At 57.5% G+C, this 17988-nt stretch carries 12 protein-coding genes; 10 read left to right on the forward strand and 2 right to left on the reverse strand.

The window, feature by feature from the left end; translation table 11 throughout:
• Positions 1-104 precede the first annotated feature (104 nt).
• Positions 105-2969 carry an S-layer homology domain-containing protein gene (locus tag DN611_RS03490; protein ID WP_160117400.1) on the forward strand — a complete coding sequence of 955 codons (2865 nt, stop codon included), beginning with the start codon at positions 105-107 and terminating at the stop codon, positions 2967-2969.
• Between the two features lie 268 nt (positions 2970-3237).
• Here the strand turns inward: DN611_RS03490 and DN611_RS03495 are convergent, their stop codons facing one another.
• Both DN611_RS03495 and DN611_RS03500 read right to left on the reverse strand, forming a co-directional pair.
• On the reverse strand, positions 3238-3870 hold the full coding sequence (locus DN611_RS03495; RefSeq protein WP_119310661.1) for a hypothetical protein: 633 nt from the start codon (positions 3868-3870) through the stop codon (positions 3238-3240).
• A gap of 159 nt (positions 3871-4029) precedes the next feature.
• Complete coding sequence (locus DN611_RS03500; protein ID WP_160117401.1) at positions 4030-6861, reverse strand: S-layer homology domain-containing protein; 2832 nt, start codon at positions 6859-6861, stop codon at positions 4030-4032.
• 558 nt (positions 6862-7419) lie between these two features.
• On the opposite strand from DN611_RS03500, the gene DN611_RS03505 reads away from it, so the two are divergent.
• From DN611_RS03505 to DN611_RS03545, 9 genes are all read left to right on the forward strand, one after another.
• A complete protein-coding gene (locus DN611_RS03505) occupies positions 7420-9897 on the forward strand; it encodes an O-antigen ligase family protein (RefSeq protein ID WP_119310663.1) in 2478 nt (825 codons plus the stop codon).
• Between the two features lie 293 nt (positions 9898-10190).
• Complete coding sequence (locus DN611_RS03510) at positions 10191-11384, forward strand: DegT/DnrJ/EryC1/StrS family aminotransferase (protein WP_119310664.1); 1194 nt, start codon at positions 10191-10193, stop codon at positions 11382-11384.
• A gap of 8 nt (positions 11385-11392) precedes the next feature.
• Positions 11393-12034, forward strand: coding sequence for a sugar transferase (locus DN611_RS03515; protein ID WP_256264374.1), 642 nt, complete (start codon positions 11393-11395; stop codon positions 12032-12034).
• Positions 12035-12060: 26 nt separating this feature from the next.
• Positions 12061-13287: a glycosyltransferase family 4 protein gene (locus DN611_RS03520; protein WP_025543522.1), complete on the forward strand. Its 1227-nt coding sequence runs from the start codon at positions 12061-12063 to the stop codon at positions 13285-13287.
• A gap of 5 nt (positions 13288-13292) precedes the next feature.
• Positions 13293-14021 carry a hypothetical protein gene (locus tag DN611_RS03525; protein WP_036626761.1) on the forward strand — a complete coding sequence of 243 codons (729 nt, stop codon included), beginning with the start codon at positions 13293-13295 and terminating at the stop codon, positions 14019-14021.
• Complete coding sequence (locus tag DN611_RS03530) at positions 14018-14917, forward strand: UDP-3-O-(3-hydroxymyristoyl)glucosamine N-acyltransferase (protein WP_025543520.1); 900 nt, start codon at positions 14018-14020, stop codon at positions 14915-14917. Before DN611_RS03525 ends, DN611_RS03530 begins: the two co-directional genes overlap by 4 nt.
• A 5-nt stretch (positions 14918-14922) precedes the next feature.
• Positions 14923-16050, forward strand: coding sequence for a DegT/DnrJ/EryC1/StrS family aminotransferase (locus tag DN611_RS03535; RefSeq protein ID WP_119310665.1), 1128 nt, complete (start codon positions 14923-14925; stop codon positions 16048-16050).
• Complete coding sequence (locus tag DN611_RS03540; RefSeq protein WP_119310666.1) at positions 16050-16637, forward strand: acyltransferase; 588 nt, start codon at positions 16050-16052, stop codon at positions 16635-16637. Before DN611_RS03535 ends, DN611_RS03540 begins: the two co-directional genes overlap by 1 nt.
• Positions 16634-17953, forward strand: a complete 1320-nt coding sequence (locus DN611_RS03545; protein ID WP_442950789.1) for a nucleotide sugar dehydrogenase — start codon at positions 16634-16636, stop codon at positions 17951-17953. Before DN611_RS03540 ends, DN611_RS03545 begins: the two co-directional genes overlap by 4 nt.
• Positions 17954-17988 lie beyond the last annotated feature (35 nt).

Consider the following 17988-nt stretch of genomic DNA (forward strand, 5'->3'; position numbering starts at 1 on the left):
GAACGCTCACCGAGGTAGTTTGGGGGGGGCCGCGTTTGCGGAGTGTATCTCTCCAATTTGCCAAAATGAGGGAACGGCGGAAATTTAAAGGAGGTAAACACCCAATGAAGAAGTTCCTTTCTCTGGTACTGGCTCTGGTGATGACCATGTCTCTGGTCACCGTCAGCGCCGGTGCTAAGGACTTCAGTGATGACGACAGCATCACCTATCAGGAAGCTGTTGACGTCATCTCCGAGATTGGTGTTGTCGACGGTTACACCGGCGGCGACTTCAAGCCCACTGATGTCCTGACCCGCGGTGCCGCCGCCAAGATCATCTGCAACCTGATCCTGGGGCCCACCACCGCTTCCGCTCTGAGCGCCAGCAGCGCTCCCTTTAAGGATGTGCCCGTGAGCAACACCTTCGCAGGCTACATCACCTACTGCGCCCAGGAGAAGATCATCAACGGCTATCCCGACGGCACCTTCCGTCCCACCGGCACCCTGACCGGCAACGCGTTCATGAAGATGCTGCTGGGCGCCCTGGGCTATGACAGCGCTGTCGAGAGCTACACTGGTCCCAACTGGTCCGTGGCCGTCATCAAGCAGGCCGCCGGTATCGGCCTGGACGACGGCAACGACGAGTTCGTCGGCTCCAAGGCCGTGACCCGTGAGGAGGCTGCCCTGTACGCCTTCAACATGCTGCAGGCCACCATGGTCGAGTACGACGCCAAGACTTCTGTCGACATCAACGGCGCTACCGTGACCATCGCCGGCGACAAGGCCAAGGAGATCGAGAACACCTCTCGTACCGACGGCTACATCGACGACGACAACAAGATGCAGTTCGCTGAGAGATACTTCACCGACCTGCGCCTGACCACCGACACCACCGATGACTTCGGCCGTCCCGCCAACACCTGGCGCTTCAAGGGCGTTGAGGTTGGCACCTTCGCCAAGACCGCTGACGCCACCTACACCGCCGACGTGAAGCTGGGCCAGATCTACTCTGACCTGGGCATGTCCGACAAGGACGAGGCTGCTCCCGTCTTCGTGGACGGCGTTGAGGCCAGCGAGTCCGCCAAGGTCTCCAAGGGCAACGACCTGAAGGTCAGCGAGCTGAAGTTCACCAACTCTCCCGCTGCGAAGTGCAACGTCGGCAACGGCACTCTGGTCGAGGCCTATCTGGATGAGGATACCAACGATGTCACCATCGTGGCTATCAACACCTACGTGGCTGAGGTCAACAAGGTTGTGGCCAAGACCAACTCCAAGGATGCTTACATCACCCTGTCCGAGCTGGCTGCTGAGAACGGCGCCACCTCCGGCCTGCGTGCCAACGACGAGTTCGAGACCACTGGTTTCGAGAACGACCAGATCGTCCTCTTCACCTATGCCAACAACGAGATCCAGTCTGTCAAGGCTGCTGAGTCCGCTGAGGGCACTCTGACCAGAAAGGTTTCCGGCAAGTCCATCAACCTGGGTGAGACCAAGTATGACTTCTCCAAGATGTATTCTGTGGACGGCGGCGAGAGCAGCCTGGGCATCGACAGCGAGTATGTCGTGTACCTGGATGCCAACGGCTATGCCATCTACGTCGAGGAGACTGAGTACAACATCGCTGACTACGCCTATCTGCGCGCTCTGCAGGGTTCCAGCGTTGCTTTCGCCTCTGACAAGGCTGCTCTGATCACCTATGACGGCAAGATGAAGACCGTCGACACCAAGGAGGACTACACCAACGACTTCGCTGGCTATGGTTCTGAGCTGCAGATTGGTAATGCCAACTCTGAGATTGTCCTGGTGAAGGAGACCTCCAACGGCGAGTATCGCCTGAAGGATCTCGACACCAAGAATCCCAGCATTGCTAAGGCCGAGGACTCCTTCGAGCTGCGGAACGGCGTGGCCCGGATCAACCTGACTAACAAGGGCGTGACCAACGCCTCCGATGCCAAGCAGGGCACCGACTACATCTATGCCGACAGCAAGACGGTGTTCGTGGTGGGCACCTATGACAGCGGTGCTCGCGAGAATTGGAAGAATGCTACCTATCGCGCCTACACCGGCATCAACAACGCTCCCACCATCGTGGACGACAACGACAGCAGCCCGGCTACCAATGCCATCGGCATGAGCTACTACTGCCGCAACAACGGCGTTGCCACCATCGTGTACCTGAGCGTGGACGAGGCTGACTACAAGGTCACCGGCGGCAACAACGACGTGATCTTCTTCGCCTTCGAGTCCGGCAGCAAGAAGATCGAGGACTCCGACAACGAGTACTACACCTACAACGCAGTTGTGGATGGCAAGATCGTTGAGGGCGTCAAGGTCGATGCCAGCGTGAAGATCAACAACAGAACTTCCAACGGCTCCTTCAGCAGCAACGTGGTCTTCACTGGCGCCGATTATGACGACGGTGTGATCACCGGCCTGGATTCTCTGAGCAACTCCGGCACCGTCACCGGCATCAACAAGGTGAACAATGAGAACGTCGTGCTCGGCTACGGCAACGGCTCTGAGTCCACCTATGTGGTCGCCGACGATGCGAAGATCTTCTTCATCGACGATGACGGCACCATTACCGAGGGTGCGGTGAGCAACATCCGCCGCTCCGACGAGGATGTCGTGACCTACGTCCTGGAGGATGGCCAGATCAGCTATCTGTTCGTCCAGCAGTACTTCGAGGATAACGACCAGTCCTCTTCCGGCGGCAGACAGGAGCTGACCAGCATCACTGGCGTGAGCTATCGTGCTCCCGACCTGACCCTGACTCTGAACGGCACCAACGCCGGCCAGAACTACAAGGTCACCCTGAAGATGATCGTTGCCGGTGTGACCACTGAGCTGGGCACCTACACGGTCACCGGCGCCACCGGCGCTACCAGCACCACCGCTGTCCTGTCCGTGGGCACTCTGGCCAGCATCGCTGCCAGCGGCGGTATCTACATGGTCTCCTGCGGCGGTCAGAACGCAACGTTCACTGCCTAAGGAACTGTGTTAACGTGCTGATGCACTAAGACAAAAAGGATTCCCGGACTTCTGTCCGGGAATCCTTTTTATGTGTCAGGCATAGTCAAAGCCGGTCGGCACACCCTCTGATAGCTTCTCCCTGCACGGACACACGGCTTGCGAGGATTTGCACAGGCTTTGGCCCAGCTGGCAGAGGAAACGAACTGGTGAATGAGCCGTTCCTTCGCCGCCAGCACCGGAAGAGTCGAAGGTCCCCCGGACTTTTGTCCGGGGGCGTTCCTTTGGGTTACAGTTTCCAGCCCCAGAGGATGATTTTCCCTTCCCCGTTGATGGTTCCGGCGTCCGCCACAAAATTCAGCGTCTTCAGGTCCTTCGGCGCGATGGAGGGGATGGTGCTGTAATAGGGCGGGTTCGATGTATCGTAGATATTCTCGCAGATGCAGGCAACGGGGGAGAGATAAGCCGCCAGACGGATTTTTGCTTTGCTTTGACCCAGACGGCCGTTCGCCTCCAGGCGGCACAGATAGTTTTGGTGCGTGCCCGGATGGAAATAGCTGTCTGTCGCAATATTGTTGCAGCGCAGATAGATATAGTGATAGGCTGTGGAGAGGATGGGGACGATCCACACCTCCGTGTACTGCGTGAAGTCGATCTGTGATACATCCACATCCACCTGCGCCGCTTCCTGCGTGACAGGCACTTCCAGAAGTTTTACCAGTGGGACGGCCTCGGCGGCTGCGGCTGCCTCCCGGCGGATGGCGGCATCCTGAGCCGTTCTCGCCTGCTGCTCCGCCGCGTCCGCGGCTGCCAGGGAGGCCAGAGCTGTCTCCAGCTTCTGATTGTCCCCGTTGAAATCCTCCATCCGGATGCGGTCCGTCAGCTCCCACTGGTTGAGATGAAATTGACTGGTCTGCTGCAAATTCTTCACCCTTTCCCGAAAATCGTGGCGGGAAAACTCCCGCTATCCAATCCCCCCTGACCGGAAGAAATTGCAGAATTTCGTGCAACAAAAAATTCCCCCGGACCGAAGTCCGGGGGAATTTTCAACCGCGGGTACAATCACCCTTCTGGCGGGTAATCAGACACCCAACACAAAGCTCTGGTCGCCGCAGGTCACCATGTAGGTGGAGCCCGCAGACAGAGCGGCAGAGATGGTGGCGGTCGTCGTTGTCGCGGCGCCAGTCACGTTGGCGGTCGTCAGCTTCACCAGGGTGCCGCCGTTGACCAGGGAGATGGTCACGGGGTAGACCTGTCCGGCGTTCGTGCCGGTCAGAGTGACAGTGACGGTGCCGCTGCTGTAGCTTGCGCTGATCCCGCTCAGGACCACGCCGCTGCTACCGGCGCCCTCCTGCTTGCCGTTGTCAACTTCCTGGATGAACAGGTAGGCGATGTCGCCGTCAGTCACATCGAGGAGGCCGATGTAGGTAGCAGTGGAGTCGGAGCTGATGTTCTTCACATCGTCGATCTTGGTGATAACACCATCGGTATCGATGTAGTACATCTTGGCGTCAGAGGCAACCGTGTAGCGGACGCTGGCGGAAGCCGTCGTGCCGCCCAGGCCGATGCTGTAGGAGCCGGAGAGCTTCCACACGCCGGTGCCGGTGAGGGTGGTGTAATCAGATGTGGAGATCGCATCAGCGGAGGTCAGCAGACCCTTGTTGTTGTAGTCAGCATTGGTCACAACCTGGTTGACCGTGTCGTTGCCAGCCACGACCACAGAGCCAGCATCCTGAGCGGCCTTGACCTTCACGGTGGTGATCTCGTCGTCCACAACCGCGTTGTACAGGTAGTACTGGTTGTTGTCGCCATCGGTGATCATCTTGGTGGCGGACTCAGCAGCCAGGAACACCACATCGCGCTTGCCGTTGGTGACATAGGCGCCGGTGGCGTCGATGAAGGCGAAGGTCACCACATCGCTGGAGCCGCTGGTGGTGTAGACCATCTCAACAGCCTTGGTCTCCACAGTGGGAGAGGTGGTCGGATCATCAGACATGATGGTGGGAGCGTTCTTGATGCCCTTGTAGACGGAATAGTCAGTCTTGCCGCGGGCATTGCTCTCAGCCACCACGAACACGGTCTCGCTGTTGCCATACACCGTAGTGCCGGTTTTGGTGGTGATAGCCGCGCGGGTGTTCTTCATGTCGAAGTCGGTAGCGCCGCCGGACAGAACGCCATTTGTAGCAATGCTGGCATCGGCAGTGGTGGTGATAGAACCGTTCTTATGAACATTGGCGGCCTGACGCAGAGCGTACTCGCCCTTGTCGTCAGCGCGGTAGTAGACGATGGTGCCCTCCAGAGAGGTGTAATCGTCGTCAGTATCCACCGTCTTCACGGAGCCGTCGGACATGACCAGCTGAACCTGATCCTTGCCGAAGCGGCTGTTGCTGCTCTGGGTGTAGAGCACATACGCGTACTGAGAGGCGTCGAACTCCTGCTCATCCACATAGATGACCATGCCGTTGGTATCCAGATAGATGACATAGTCGCTCTTGGTGGTCATGCTGGTCTCAGAGCCGAAGGAGAACGCAATGTTCTTGGAGTACTTGTACTCGGTATCGGCCAGAGTCAGGTTCTTGCCCAGGGTGTACTTGTCGAGGGTGCCCTCCACGGACTCGGCCTTCACAACGGACTTGATCTCGTCCGCGCTCTGGGAGTAGGTGAACAGGACCACATCGTCTTCCTCGAAGTTGTCGGTATTGGTCTCAAAGCGGGCCTTGCTGCCGGAGATGGACACAGAGGTAGAAGCGTCCTTCTTGGTCACGAGGCTCTCGGAGTTCACGACAACATAGGGATCGGAGACCTTCTCTTCCTTGGAGGAGATGGTGCCCACATAGGTGTCGATGATGCAGATGGTGACATCGTTGTTGTCCTCATCGTAGAAGACCTCAACGGTGCTGCCGTCAGCCACCAGCTTGTTGTTGGCGCTGGAGCTGGAGACCTTGACGGTGTTGCCCTTGGACACGGCAACATCATCGGCCTCGACGCCGTTGTAATAGACCTCGGCGTTCTTGTCCTTCTCGCTCATGTCGAGATCGCTGTAGATATCACCCAGCTTCACGTTGCTGGTGTAAGTCACATCAGCGGCGTCCGCATAGGTGCCGATCTTGTCGCCCTTGAAAGTCCACTTGGTGGCGGGACGGGCGAAGTCGTCGGTGGTCTCAGTCTTGTCCAGCTTGTCGAAGTAGCGCTCGGCAAACTGCAGGTTGGGCTTGTGCATGTTGTTGTCGTAGGAGCCCTGCGCAACTTCCTTGGCCTTGTCGCCGGCGATGGTCACGGTAGCGCCGTTGATGTCAACAGAGGTCTTGGCGTCGTACTCGACCATGGTGGCCTGCAGCATGTTGAAGGCGTACAGGGCAGCCTCCTCACGGGTCACGGCCTTGGAGCCGACGAACTCGTCGTTGCCGTCGTCCAGGCCGATACCGGCAGCCTGCTTGATGACGGCCACGGTCCAGTTGGCACCGGTGTAGCCCTCAATGGCGCTGTCATAGCCCAGAGCGCCCAGCAGCATCTTCATGAACGCATTGCCGCTCAGGGTGGCGGTGGGACGGAAGGTGCCGTCGGCGTAGCCGTTGATGATGCCCTGCTGAGAGCAGTAGGTGATGTAGCCTGCGAACACGTTGGTCACGGGCACATCCTTGAAGGGAGCGGTGTCAGCGCTCAGGTAGGAAGCGGTGGTGGGCCCCAGGATCAGGTTGCAGATGATCTTGGCGGCGGCACCGCGGGTCAGGACTTCAGTGGGCTTGAAGTCGCCGCCGGAATAACCGTCGACAACGCCGATGCCGCTGATGACGTCGACAGCTTCCTTGTAGGTGATGCTGCCGTCATCACTGAAGTCCTTGGCGCCGGCGCTGACGGTGACCAGAGACATGGTCATCACCAGAGCCAGTACCAGAGAAAGGAACTTCTTCATTGGGTGTTTACCTCCTTTAAATTTCCGCCTTCCGCTCCCGTTTTCGTTTGGAGAGATACACTCCTCGCACAACGGCTTGCGGCCCTTGTGGGCCAGCGGTTTTCCGAACAACTTCGGTAGCATTTTGAGTTTTCATGCTACCAAACGGCTGCAAAGCTTGGAAACCCTGGAAAGTCTGGTAGCAAAATTAAAGATTTGGTAGCAGCCAATTATGGAAATTTTTTGATGCATCAGATCAGCCGAGGATTGTGATGACATCCAATGCGCTTTCCGGTACCGCTCTTTCTCTGAATGATTTGGTCTGAAAGGCGGGCCCGCGCTTTCTTGAAACGGATGTCACATCGTTGAAAAATAAAAATACACAGGCATTCCGCCCCTCGCAGAGGTGGATTCCCTTTGTCCGGACTGCGGACTGAAAAGCGAAGGATGATTAAAAATGAGTGACAAATATAATCTGCTAATTTGATACATAAATGAAACCATTGGAATAGACAATGAACAAGAAATCTGATATAATTTTGCGCGGTAAAAGACTATTCTCGCGAGAGGAGCAATTTCATGAAGCGAAAAAAAACCGTGCCGGCAGAGGTGGTTCCAAAACCGGTGAATGATGCGGCGCCTGTGCCGGAGAAAGACCATCCGCTGTATGACCGCCTGTTTGTTGTGGGATTTGCGGTGCTGCTGTTTTTTGCCATGACGGTGCAGACGGTTCCCATGAGCCTGATTCTGGCGGCTGTGGCATTGGCGCTGTCCTTTGGCAGGGGGGGCTATGCACGGTTTCGCGGCCGCCTGGGAATCCCGGTCCTGGGGTTTCTGGCCTTTTTGATCCTCTGCGGGGCCGCCAGCCTGTATACGAGCTTCGGCGCCTACGCTTACGGAGAATATGCCAAGCTGCTGGCGTCCGGAGCCCTGGGCCTGCTGCTGTTGGCACGCGGACGGGAACAGAACGCCGGCGGACTCCTGTTCAGCTTCTCTGCCGTGTGCGGAGTGATTGGGCTTCTATGTATCGATGCCGGGTGCCGGGGACCGCTCTTTCGCGGCTTTGCCTCTTTTATGGAGGGGCTTGGGGATGCAGCTTATCAGAGCCTGGATCAAGCGACCTATACGGGCGCCCGGTTTGACGGCATCTATAACGACGCAAACCTGACCGGCAGCCTGATGGCGCTGGCGGTCTTGGTGGGACTCTACCTGATCCGTACAGGACGGAAACCGTGGGAGCGATTTGCGGCCTGCTTTCTGACCGGACTGTCCGCAGTGGCCTTTTTTACCGCGATGAGCCGTGGTGCCATTCTCTGCTTTGGCGCGACAGTCCTCTGCTATCTGTTGTTTGTGGGAAAAGGGCAGCGGGGCCAGCTGTTCCTGCTCCTGTTTTTCACGGCGTTATCCATGGGCGCATTCGGTCTGCTGTCTATGACGCTGCTCTCCTCCGGCTCTGTTCTTGGGACATTGGCCGCGTTGCCATGCGGACTTGTGCTCTGGGGCCTGTATGAAGGTTTGGGCCAGAAGGCGGCAGAGGTTCTCAATGGACACCCCCGCCTGATCGCGGGGATTGCTACCGGTCTGGTGGTGCTCTGCGCTGCGGGAACGGTGGCCGCTTTTACGCTGACGGAGCCCTTCGTCTGCACGGAGGAAAATGTTCTTTACCGGGGCGCGGACGTCACCTCCGGGGAGACCTATACCATCACCGGCGACTGGGACAACGGCGATGAGATCACTCTGATGGCCTATGGCTCCACCCAGGCGCAGGAGATGGAAAACCGGACGGAGACTTATTACAGCGGACCGCTGTCCGAGGCCTCCTTTACCGTGCCGGAGGGGATTACCCGGGTACTCTTCCAGTTCCGGGGACCGGAGGGGACTCAGATCCGCTCTCTGTCCCTCTCCGACGGTACGAAGATCCCCACATCCTATACGCTGCTGCCGGAAAACCTGGTGAGCCGGTTCCAGAAGAATCTGTTTCAGGACCGCAGCTTCCTGCTGCGGGTGCAGTATCTCAAGGACGGCTGGACCCTGTTTACGCAATCACCGTTGACGGGGCACGGCCTGGGCGCTACGGAGGGTCTGCTGACCTCGGTGCAGCCCTTCTTCTACCAGTCCCTCTATCTGCATAACCATATCCTGCAGGTGATGGACGAGACGGGTCTGCTGGGTCTTGCGGCGTTCCTGGCGCTGATGCTGGGTGCGGCATGGCTGCTGGTGCGGCGGCTGCGGACACAGCAGGATGGTATGGCTGCGGTATTGCTTGCCTGCTGGGTGATGATGAATCTCCACGGGTTGATGGAGATCTCCTTCTCCGTGCGGATGTTCCAGTGTGCCGCGTTTTTCCTGGTCCTTATGAGTGTTGTCTCCTGTGGGGAGCCCGCGGAGGGGAGAAGCGGCGTGCGGATCCTCCGGGTCGTAGGGACCCTGGCCGCCGCACTCTGGCTGGTCGTTTCCTTTGCGATGCTTTTGGGCAGCCAGATGGCACAGGCGCAATTCAGGGACTTCGATACGACGGATATGACCCGGTCGGAATTCCTGGACAGCATGGAAAAGCTGGATCGGATGGACGCCTATACCGATCAGGATTATAAGGTCAACCGGATGGTCAATGCACTGCAGGAGGGGGGCAGCCTCAATCTGGGTGTGGCGTCCCGCTGTGCCCGGGAACTGCGGGAGACCGGGGACTTTGACGCTTGTTATAAAGTCGCCGCTTACTATTATCTGCCCCTGCAGGATCTCTCCGGCTTCTTTGAGATCATGCAGGAGGGACTGGCTCAGGAGCGGTCTAATGCCGATGCGTGGAACAGTGCCTTTGATCTGTACGGACAGGCCTTTGCGCAACTGGACGAGTCGCAGATGGATGCGTTTGTGGCAGGCGTCTTGGCAACCATGGAACAGATGGAGCAGGCCAACGAGTATTTGCTGGTTCCGGTGGCGCTGGATGAGGCCAATCAGGCTCTCGCGGATAGTGTGACCACCGTGGAGACGGAGGACCTGGATGCCTCTGCCGCGTATGCGCTGCTCTCTGCGGTATTTGCCGGGCAGCAGGAATAAGTGGAAAAGAAAACAGAATGGTCCTGAATCCATCGGAACTATCCTGCTTTTACAGAATTATGGCAAAAAGGAAAAAGAATAAGCCGGAAAACTTATCAAAAGTTACCCAAAAACTTGAGCTGCGTCGAAAAATGTGCTAAAATATAAGCTGATTAACTAGGAAAAATGACGAGAAGATGTTTTCTCATTCAGAAGTTTATCTGTGGGTAGCATCTAGAATCTGGGAAGTACCGCCGGACTGGCGTGCGATACGGACCCAGCCGGTCAAATCAAAAGCAGGATGTGTTGTTTATATGGAAAAGATCCCGTTTTCCCCGCCGGATATTACCCAGGCGGAGATCGATGAAGTGGTGGATACCTTGCGGTCCGGCTGGATCACCACCGGTCCCAAGAGCAAACAGTTTGAGCGGGAGATCGCGGCCTATTGCGGAACGGATACCGCGGTGTGTCTCAACTCCGCTACCGCCAGCCTGGAGCTGACGCTGCGTGTACTGGGGATCGGCCCCGGGGACGAGGTGATCGTACCGGCTTATACGTATACAGCCACAGCCAGCCCGGTATGTCATGTAGGCGCCACGCTGGTGATGGTGGACAGCCAGCCGGACTGTTATGAGATGGATTATGCACAGCTTGAAAAAGCCATTACGCCGCGCACCAAGGCCATCATCCCGGTGGATGTGGGGGGGATCCTGTGTGATTACACCCGTATTTTTTCCATCGTGGAAGATCGCCGGGGAGACTTTTCACCGGCATCTCCTCTGCAGGCGCAGCTGGGGCGGATCGCGGTGATCGCGGATGGCGCGCACAGCTTCGGTGCGGTCCGCGGCGGCATCCGCAGCGGTGCATGGGCGGATTTCACCACCTTTTCTTTCCATGCGGTGAAGAATCTCACCACCGCAGAGGGCGGCGCAGTGACCTGGCGCAGGGATCTGGGTCTGGATGATGCGGCGCTCTATCGTCGCTATATGCTGCTGAGCCTTCACGGCCAGGACAAGGATGCCCTGGCTAAGACCAAGGCCGGCGCGTGGGAATATGACATTGTGGCGCCTCTTTACAAGTGCAACATGACGGACATCATGGCCGCCATTGGCCTGGCCCAGCTGCACCGGTATGAGGAACTGCTGGCCAAGCGGTATGCCCTGGTGGAGCAGTATCATGAGCTGCTGGCGAGTACGGCCATTCGCCCCGCCCGGCACCTGACGGAGGATGGCCGCTCCAGCTGCCACCTGTATCTGACGGAGCTGGAGGGGAAGACCCTTTCCCAGCGCAATGCCGTCATTGATGCTCTGGCCCAGCAGGGAATCGCCTCTAATGTCCACTATAAACCACTGCCTCTGCTGACGGCATACCGGGATCTGGGATTCCGGATGGAGGATTATCCCAACGCCTATGGCTTGTATGAGCGGGAGCTGACGCTGCCGCTGTATTCCACACTGACCCAGGCCCAGGCAGAGCGGATCTGCGGGGCACTGCGGGAGATCCTGTAGGAGGAATCATGGCAAATACCCAAACGTTCCAGCGCCTTGCCCCGCCCGGACGGGGTGCAATGGCCGCCAAGCGGCTCTTTGATATCGTCTGTGCGGCCTGCGGGCTGGTGGTCCTCAGTCCGTTGTTCCTGATCACGGCGTTGGCTGTAGGACTGACGTCTCCGGGCGGTATCCTGTTCTGTCAGGAACGGATCGGGCTGGGAGGCAAACCGTTTATCATCTATAAGTTCCGTACCATGCGGAAGGAAAATTCCGGATTGAAGATCACGGCTTCCGGGGATGACCGGATCACACCGGTGGGCCGAATCCTGCGCAAGACCAAGCTGGACGAGTTGCCCCAGCTGTTCAACGTGCTGCGGGGGGATATGAGTTTTGTAGGCCCCCGGCCGGAGGTACAGGAGTATACCGATTTGTACACAGAGGAGCAGAGGCAGGTGTTTCTGGTCCGTCCGGGGATCACGGGGGTGGCATCCATCCGCTATCGTAATGAAAACGACCTGCTTGCCGCCAGCGACGATCCCAACCGTACGTATATTCAGGAGATCCTGCCGGAAAAGCTGCGTCTGGATCTCTCGTACATCCCTCGGGCCGGTGTTGTTCAGGATATCGCCCTGATTTTTGAAACATTGGCGGTTGTGATCCGGGGATAAGCAAAAGAAAGGACAATCGTTGCTCCATGGATATTTGGCTCATCAACCACTACGCGGTGCCTCCGAAATATTATCCCCTGGCCCGGCAGACCTGCTTTGCCAGGTATCTGATGGCCATGGGCCACACGGTGACGATCTTCGCCGCCAGTACCGTTCACAACTCCAACATGAATCTCATTACCGACGGAGCTCCCTGGCGGGATGAGGTAGTGGACGGCGTGCACTATGTCTACATCCGGTGCATGGATTACCAGGGCAACGGGCTCAAGCGGATTTACAACATCTGCGAGTTCGCCTGGAAGCTGCCCGGTGTGTGCCGGAAGTTCCCCAGACCCGATGCCATTGTGGCCACCTCTATGCCCCCCACGTCCTGTGCCATGGGGATTCATCTGGCCCGGAAATACGGCTGCCGGGGCGTGGCGGAGATCGCAGATCTCTGGCCGGAGTCCATTGTGGCCTATGGGATCGCCGGACCCCGGAATCCCGCGGTGCTGGCCCTTCGGCGGCTGGAGAAGTGGATCTATGAAAAGGCGGATGACGTGGTGTTCACCTGCGAGGGCGGATATGACTATATCGTCGAGCAGGGCTGGGAGGGGAGGATCCCCCGTGCCAAGATCCACTATATCAATAACGGCGTGGATCTGGCAGTCTTTGATGAGAACCGGGCGCGCTATACGGTGCAGGACCCGGACCTGGAGGATCCCTCCGTGTTCAAGGTCGTCTACACCGGCTCCATCCGGAAGGTAAATCATCTGGGTCTGCTGCTGGACGCCGCCAAAGAGGTTACAGACCCCAGGGTAAAATTTTTGATCTGGGGAGACGGAGATCAGCGGGCAGCGCTGGAGCAGCGGGTCCGGGAGGAAGAGATCTCAAATGTGGTGTTCAAGGGAAAGGTGGAGAAGAAGTATATCCCCAGCATCGTCAGCCGGGCCGATATCAACTTGATCCATGGCGGAGATCAGGGAAAGGAATTGTTCCGGTTTGGTATTAGCCCCAACAAGATGTTCGACTGCTTTGCGGCCGGGCGGCCCATCCTGATGGATCTCCCTGCAAAATATAATCCAGTGGAGCAATTTCAAGCCGGGATTTGTCTTTCGAGTGTATCGGAGATTCCTGCCGCCATCCGGCAGATTCAGGTGCTTTCGCCCCAGGCCTATGAGAGCCTTTGCGGCAATGCCAGGAAAGCTGCCGCACGGTTTGATTTCCGAGTTTTAACACAGGAACTGATGGAGATTTTGGAAAAAAGGGGATGAGCCGTGTGGAATTTACCTATTCGGCATACAAAAACCTGATACACCTGCTTCAGACGGGCGGATATCGGGTCTGTTCCTATCACAACTGGCAGGATACAGCTCGCTGTGTGATCCTGCGGCATGATATTGACAGCAGCTTGGGCCAAGCGATGGCACTAGCCCGGGTGGAGCGGGAGCTGGGTGTGAGCAGTACTTATTTCGTGCTGCTTACAAGCGATTTCTATAACCCGGCCTCCAAAGGGAGCGTGGAAAAGCTCCGGTCCATCCAATCCATGGGGCACGAAGTTGGGCTGCACTTTGACGAAAAGGCCTATCTGGAAGGGACACCGGAGGAGACAGTGTCCCGCATCCTCCATGAGCGTGATATCCTGGCTTCCATTCTGGAGACGCCGGTGACTACCGTCTCTATGCACCGGCCTTCCCAAGCCACGCTGGAGTCGGACCTTCAGATTCCCGGCATGATCAATTCCTATGGGCAGACGTTTTTCCATGATTTCAAATACCTCTCGGACAGCCGCCGGAGATGGCGGGAACCAGTGGAGGAAATCATCCGTTCCGGAACATATGACCGCCTGCACATTCTGACCCATGCCTTCTGGTACCACAAAGCAGACGAATCCATCACAGAAACCGTGAGTGCGTTTATCCGTTCCGCAAATGCGGAACGCTATGGACAGATGCAGGAAAATATCACAGACTTGGCGAGCATTGTGATGAGGGATCGGTGTTTATGAAAATTAAGGAAATTCTGGATTTTCTGCAGACGGCCCGGATCCCGTTTTCTTTTACAGGTGACCCGGAGAGGGAAGTGGACCGATTTTCTTCTCTCTCCCACTACCGGGAGGGGTCCTTCACCTGGATCAAAAAGCAGGAGAACATCCCGCTGGGAATGGATCTGACGGGTCTGGCTCTGGTATTCGTTGCGGAGGATGTCGATGGCGGTAACGCTCCCAATGTGATCCGGACACCGGAAAGCAAGCACGCATTTTTTTCTTCGATTGAGCATTTTTATGCCCAACCAGAGGAGCGGCCCGCCGTGGGGCAGTTTACCTATATCGGTCCGCGGGTCAAGCTGGGAAGAAACGTCCGGATCGGCCACAACTGCACGCTGGATGGGGACATCACCATCGGGGATGATACGGTCATCTGGAATAGTGTGGTGCTGTTGAACCGGGTGACGGTGGGAAGCCGGTGTGATATTCACTCCGGTGCTGTGATTGGTCACGATGGATATGCCTATACCGAGGATGCCGGGCATCACAAGGTCATGGTGAAGCATTTTGGCGGCGTCAGTATCGGCAACGATGTTCTGATCGGTGAAAACGTCTGTATCAGCCGTGGAACCATTGATGACACCGTTCTGGAGGACGGAGTCAAGATCGATGCGCTGGGGCATATCGCGCATAATTGCTGGTTTGGAAGAAATGCGGCAATGCCAGTTCCGTGCAGTGTCAGCGGCAGCGTGCATGTGGGAGAGAATGCCTATCTCGCCGGCGATATTATCCGCAATCAGTGCACCATCGGAGAGAATGCGTTTGTAGGCTTGGGTGCCGTTGTTGTGAAAGATGTTGCCCCCGGTCAGACCGTGGTGGGAAACCCTGCAAAGCCCTTTATCAAAAAGAAAGCGTGAAGAATATGCAATTTATTGATCTAAAAGCACAGTATCGTGCACTAAAAGATGAGATTGATGCCAATATCCGGGGCGTGCTGGACTCTGCCCAGTTTATCGGCGGCCCTTATGTGAAGGAGCTGGAGGCGCAGCTGGCGGCCTTCACCGACCGGAAGCACTGCATCACCTGCGCCAACGGTACGGATGCCCTACAGATCGCCTATATGGTGGCAGGTGTGGGTGCCGGGGACGCGGTGTTTTGCCCGGACATGACCTTCATCTCCTCCACGGAGCCGGCCAAAATGTTTGGGGCCACTGCTGTATTCTGTGACATCACGCCGGACACCTACTGCCTGAGCCCGGCGGGCCTGGAGCGGCAGATCCAGGCCGTGCTGACGGAGGGAAAGCTGACCCCCAAGGCTGCGGTGGCAGTGGATATTTTGGGAAATCCCTGTGACTATGATGCCATCGGGGCCATCTGCGAGAAATACGGTCTGTTCCTCATCGAGGACGCGGCCCAGAGTTTCGGCGCCTCCTACCATGGGAAAAAGGCCTGCGCCTTCGGCCATATCGCCACCACGTCCTTCTTCCCGGCAAAGCCTTTGGGCTGCTATGGTGACGGCGGCGCTATCTTTACGGATGACGACGCGGTGGATCAGCTGTGCCGGTCTTTGTGCGTCCACGGCAAGGGCCCCGGCGGCAAGTACGACAATGTGCGGGTAGGCATGAACTCCCGGCTGGATGCTATGCAGGCCGCCGTGCTGCTGCCCAAGCTCAAGGCCCTGGGGGACTATGAGATCGACGCCCGCCAGCAGGTGGTAGAGCGGTATGGCCGGGCCTTTGCTGGAAAGCTCACTACGCCCTTCGTGGCAGAGGGCTGCGTCAGCGCCTGGGCCCAGTATGCACTGCTGGCGGCAGATACCGCGCAGCGGGACAAGATCGTGGCCCATTTGAAAGAGGCCGGCATTCCCAATATGATCTATTATCCCACACCCCAGCATGCCCTGCCGGTGTTCCGGGATGAGCCCCATTACGGGGAGACCTTCCGCAATGCAGATGATTACTGTGCCCGGACCTTCTCCCTGCCTATGCACCCGTATCTGGAGCAGGCGGAGCAGCGGCAGATCATCGACGCGGTATTGGAGGCGCTGTGATGGCAGAGAAAGCGTATTTTGTCCATCCCTCCAGCTATGTGGATGAAGGCTGCGACATCGGCGCGGGAACGAAGATCTGGCATTTTTCCCACATCATGAGCGGCTGTACCATCGGAGAGCGCTGCAACATCGGGCAAAACGTGGTCATCTCTCCGGGCGTCAGGCTGGGGGACGGCTGCAAGATCCAGAACAATGTCTCCGTCTATACCGGTGTGGAGTGTGAGGACGGCGTGTTCCTTGGCCCCTCCTGTGTTTTTACCAACGTCATCAATCCCCGGGCTTTTATCGAGCGCAAGAGCGAATACCGTCGGACGGTGGTGAAAAAAGGCGCCAGCATCGGCGCCAATGCAACCATCGTCTGCGGACATGACATCGGCCGGTATGCCTTCGTGGGGGCCGGATCGGTGGTGACGAAAAACGTCCCGGACTACGCTATGGTCTATGGATCTCCCGCCAAGGTGCAGGGGTATGTGTGCCAGTGTGGGGAAAAGCTGCATTTCGCGGAGGGCAAGGCTTGCTGTACCGCTTGCGGCAAACAGTATCACATGAATGATAAATCCGCAGTAGAGGAGCTCGAGAAAATATGACGATGAAAGAAGAACTGATCGAAAAAATCAAAAACAGGACCCTGACCATGGGGGTGTGTGGCCTGGGCTATGTGGGACTGCCGCTGGCTGTGGATAAGGCCAAGCACGGCTTCCACACCATTGGCTTTGACGTGCAGCAGGAAAAGGTGGACATGGTCAACGCCGGAAAGAATTATATCGGCGATGTGGTCAACTCCGATCTGGAGGAACTAGTGTCCAGCGGAATGCTCAGCGCCACCACAGATTTTTCCAGGGTGTGCGATGTGGATTTCATTGCCATCTGCGTGCCTACTCCGCTGGACAAGCACCAGCAGCCTGACATCAGTTATGTCCGGGATTCCACGATTGCCATTGCCAAGCATCTGACCCGGGGCTCCATCGTGGTGCTGGAGTCCACCACTTATCCCGGCACCACTGAGGAGCTGCTCAAGCCCCTTCTGGAGGAGGGCAGCGGCCTCAAGTGCGGGACGGACTTCTATCTGGGCTTCTCTCCCGAGCGCATCGATCCGGGCAATCTCATCTACAAGACCAGCAATACCCCCAAGGTTGTGGGTGCCATCGGCGCCGACGCCGTGGAGGTCATCGCCATGGTGTACCGCTCCATCCTGGAGGGAGATGTGACCACCGTATCCTCTCCCGCCGTGGCGGAGATGGAGAAGATCCTGGAGAATACCTACCGCAACATCAACATCGGCTTGGTAAATGAGCTGGCCATTTTGTGCAACAAAATGAACATCGACATCTGGGAGGTCATCGACGCCGCCAAGACCAAGCCCTACGGCTTCCAGGGGTTCTATCCCGGTCCGGGCCTGGGCGGGCACTGCATCCCCCTGGATCCCTACTACTTGAGCTGGAAGGCCCGGGAGTACGGCTTCCACACCTCCATGATCGAAGCGTCCATGATGGTCAACGACCGGATGCCTGAGTACACGGTGGAGCGGGCCGGAAAGATCCTCAACCGCCACAAGAAGGCGCTCAACGGCGCCAAGGTCCTGGTGCTGGGCGTGGCCTACAAGCAGGATATCGACGACTACCGGGAGAGCCCCGCCATCCGGGTCATCGAGGAGTTCCATAAAACGGGGGCCATGACGGATTTCTATGATCCCTTTATCCCCAAGTACCGTCATGAAGGCCAGTGGTATCAGGGCCTGGAGGCGCTGACGCCGGAGACCGTCAAAGCCTATGATCTGGTCATCATCACCACGGCCCACACCAAGGTGGACTACCAGATGGTGGCCGAGTGCGGCGTGCCGGTCTTTGACTGCAAGAATGTGACCAAGCACATTCAAAACCGGGAGAACATCGAGGTTCTGTAAAGCCGGCAGCTTCTCTTTTGGGAACGCGTCCGTAT

The organism is Oscillibacter sp. PEA192 (assembly GCF_003574015.1).
Taxonomy (GTDB): Bacteria; Bacillota; Clostridia; order Oscillospirales; family Oscillospiraceae; genus Oscillibacter; species Oscillibacter welbionis.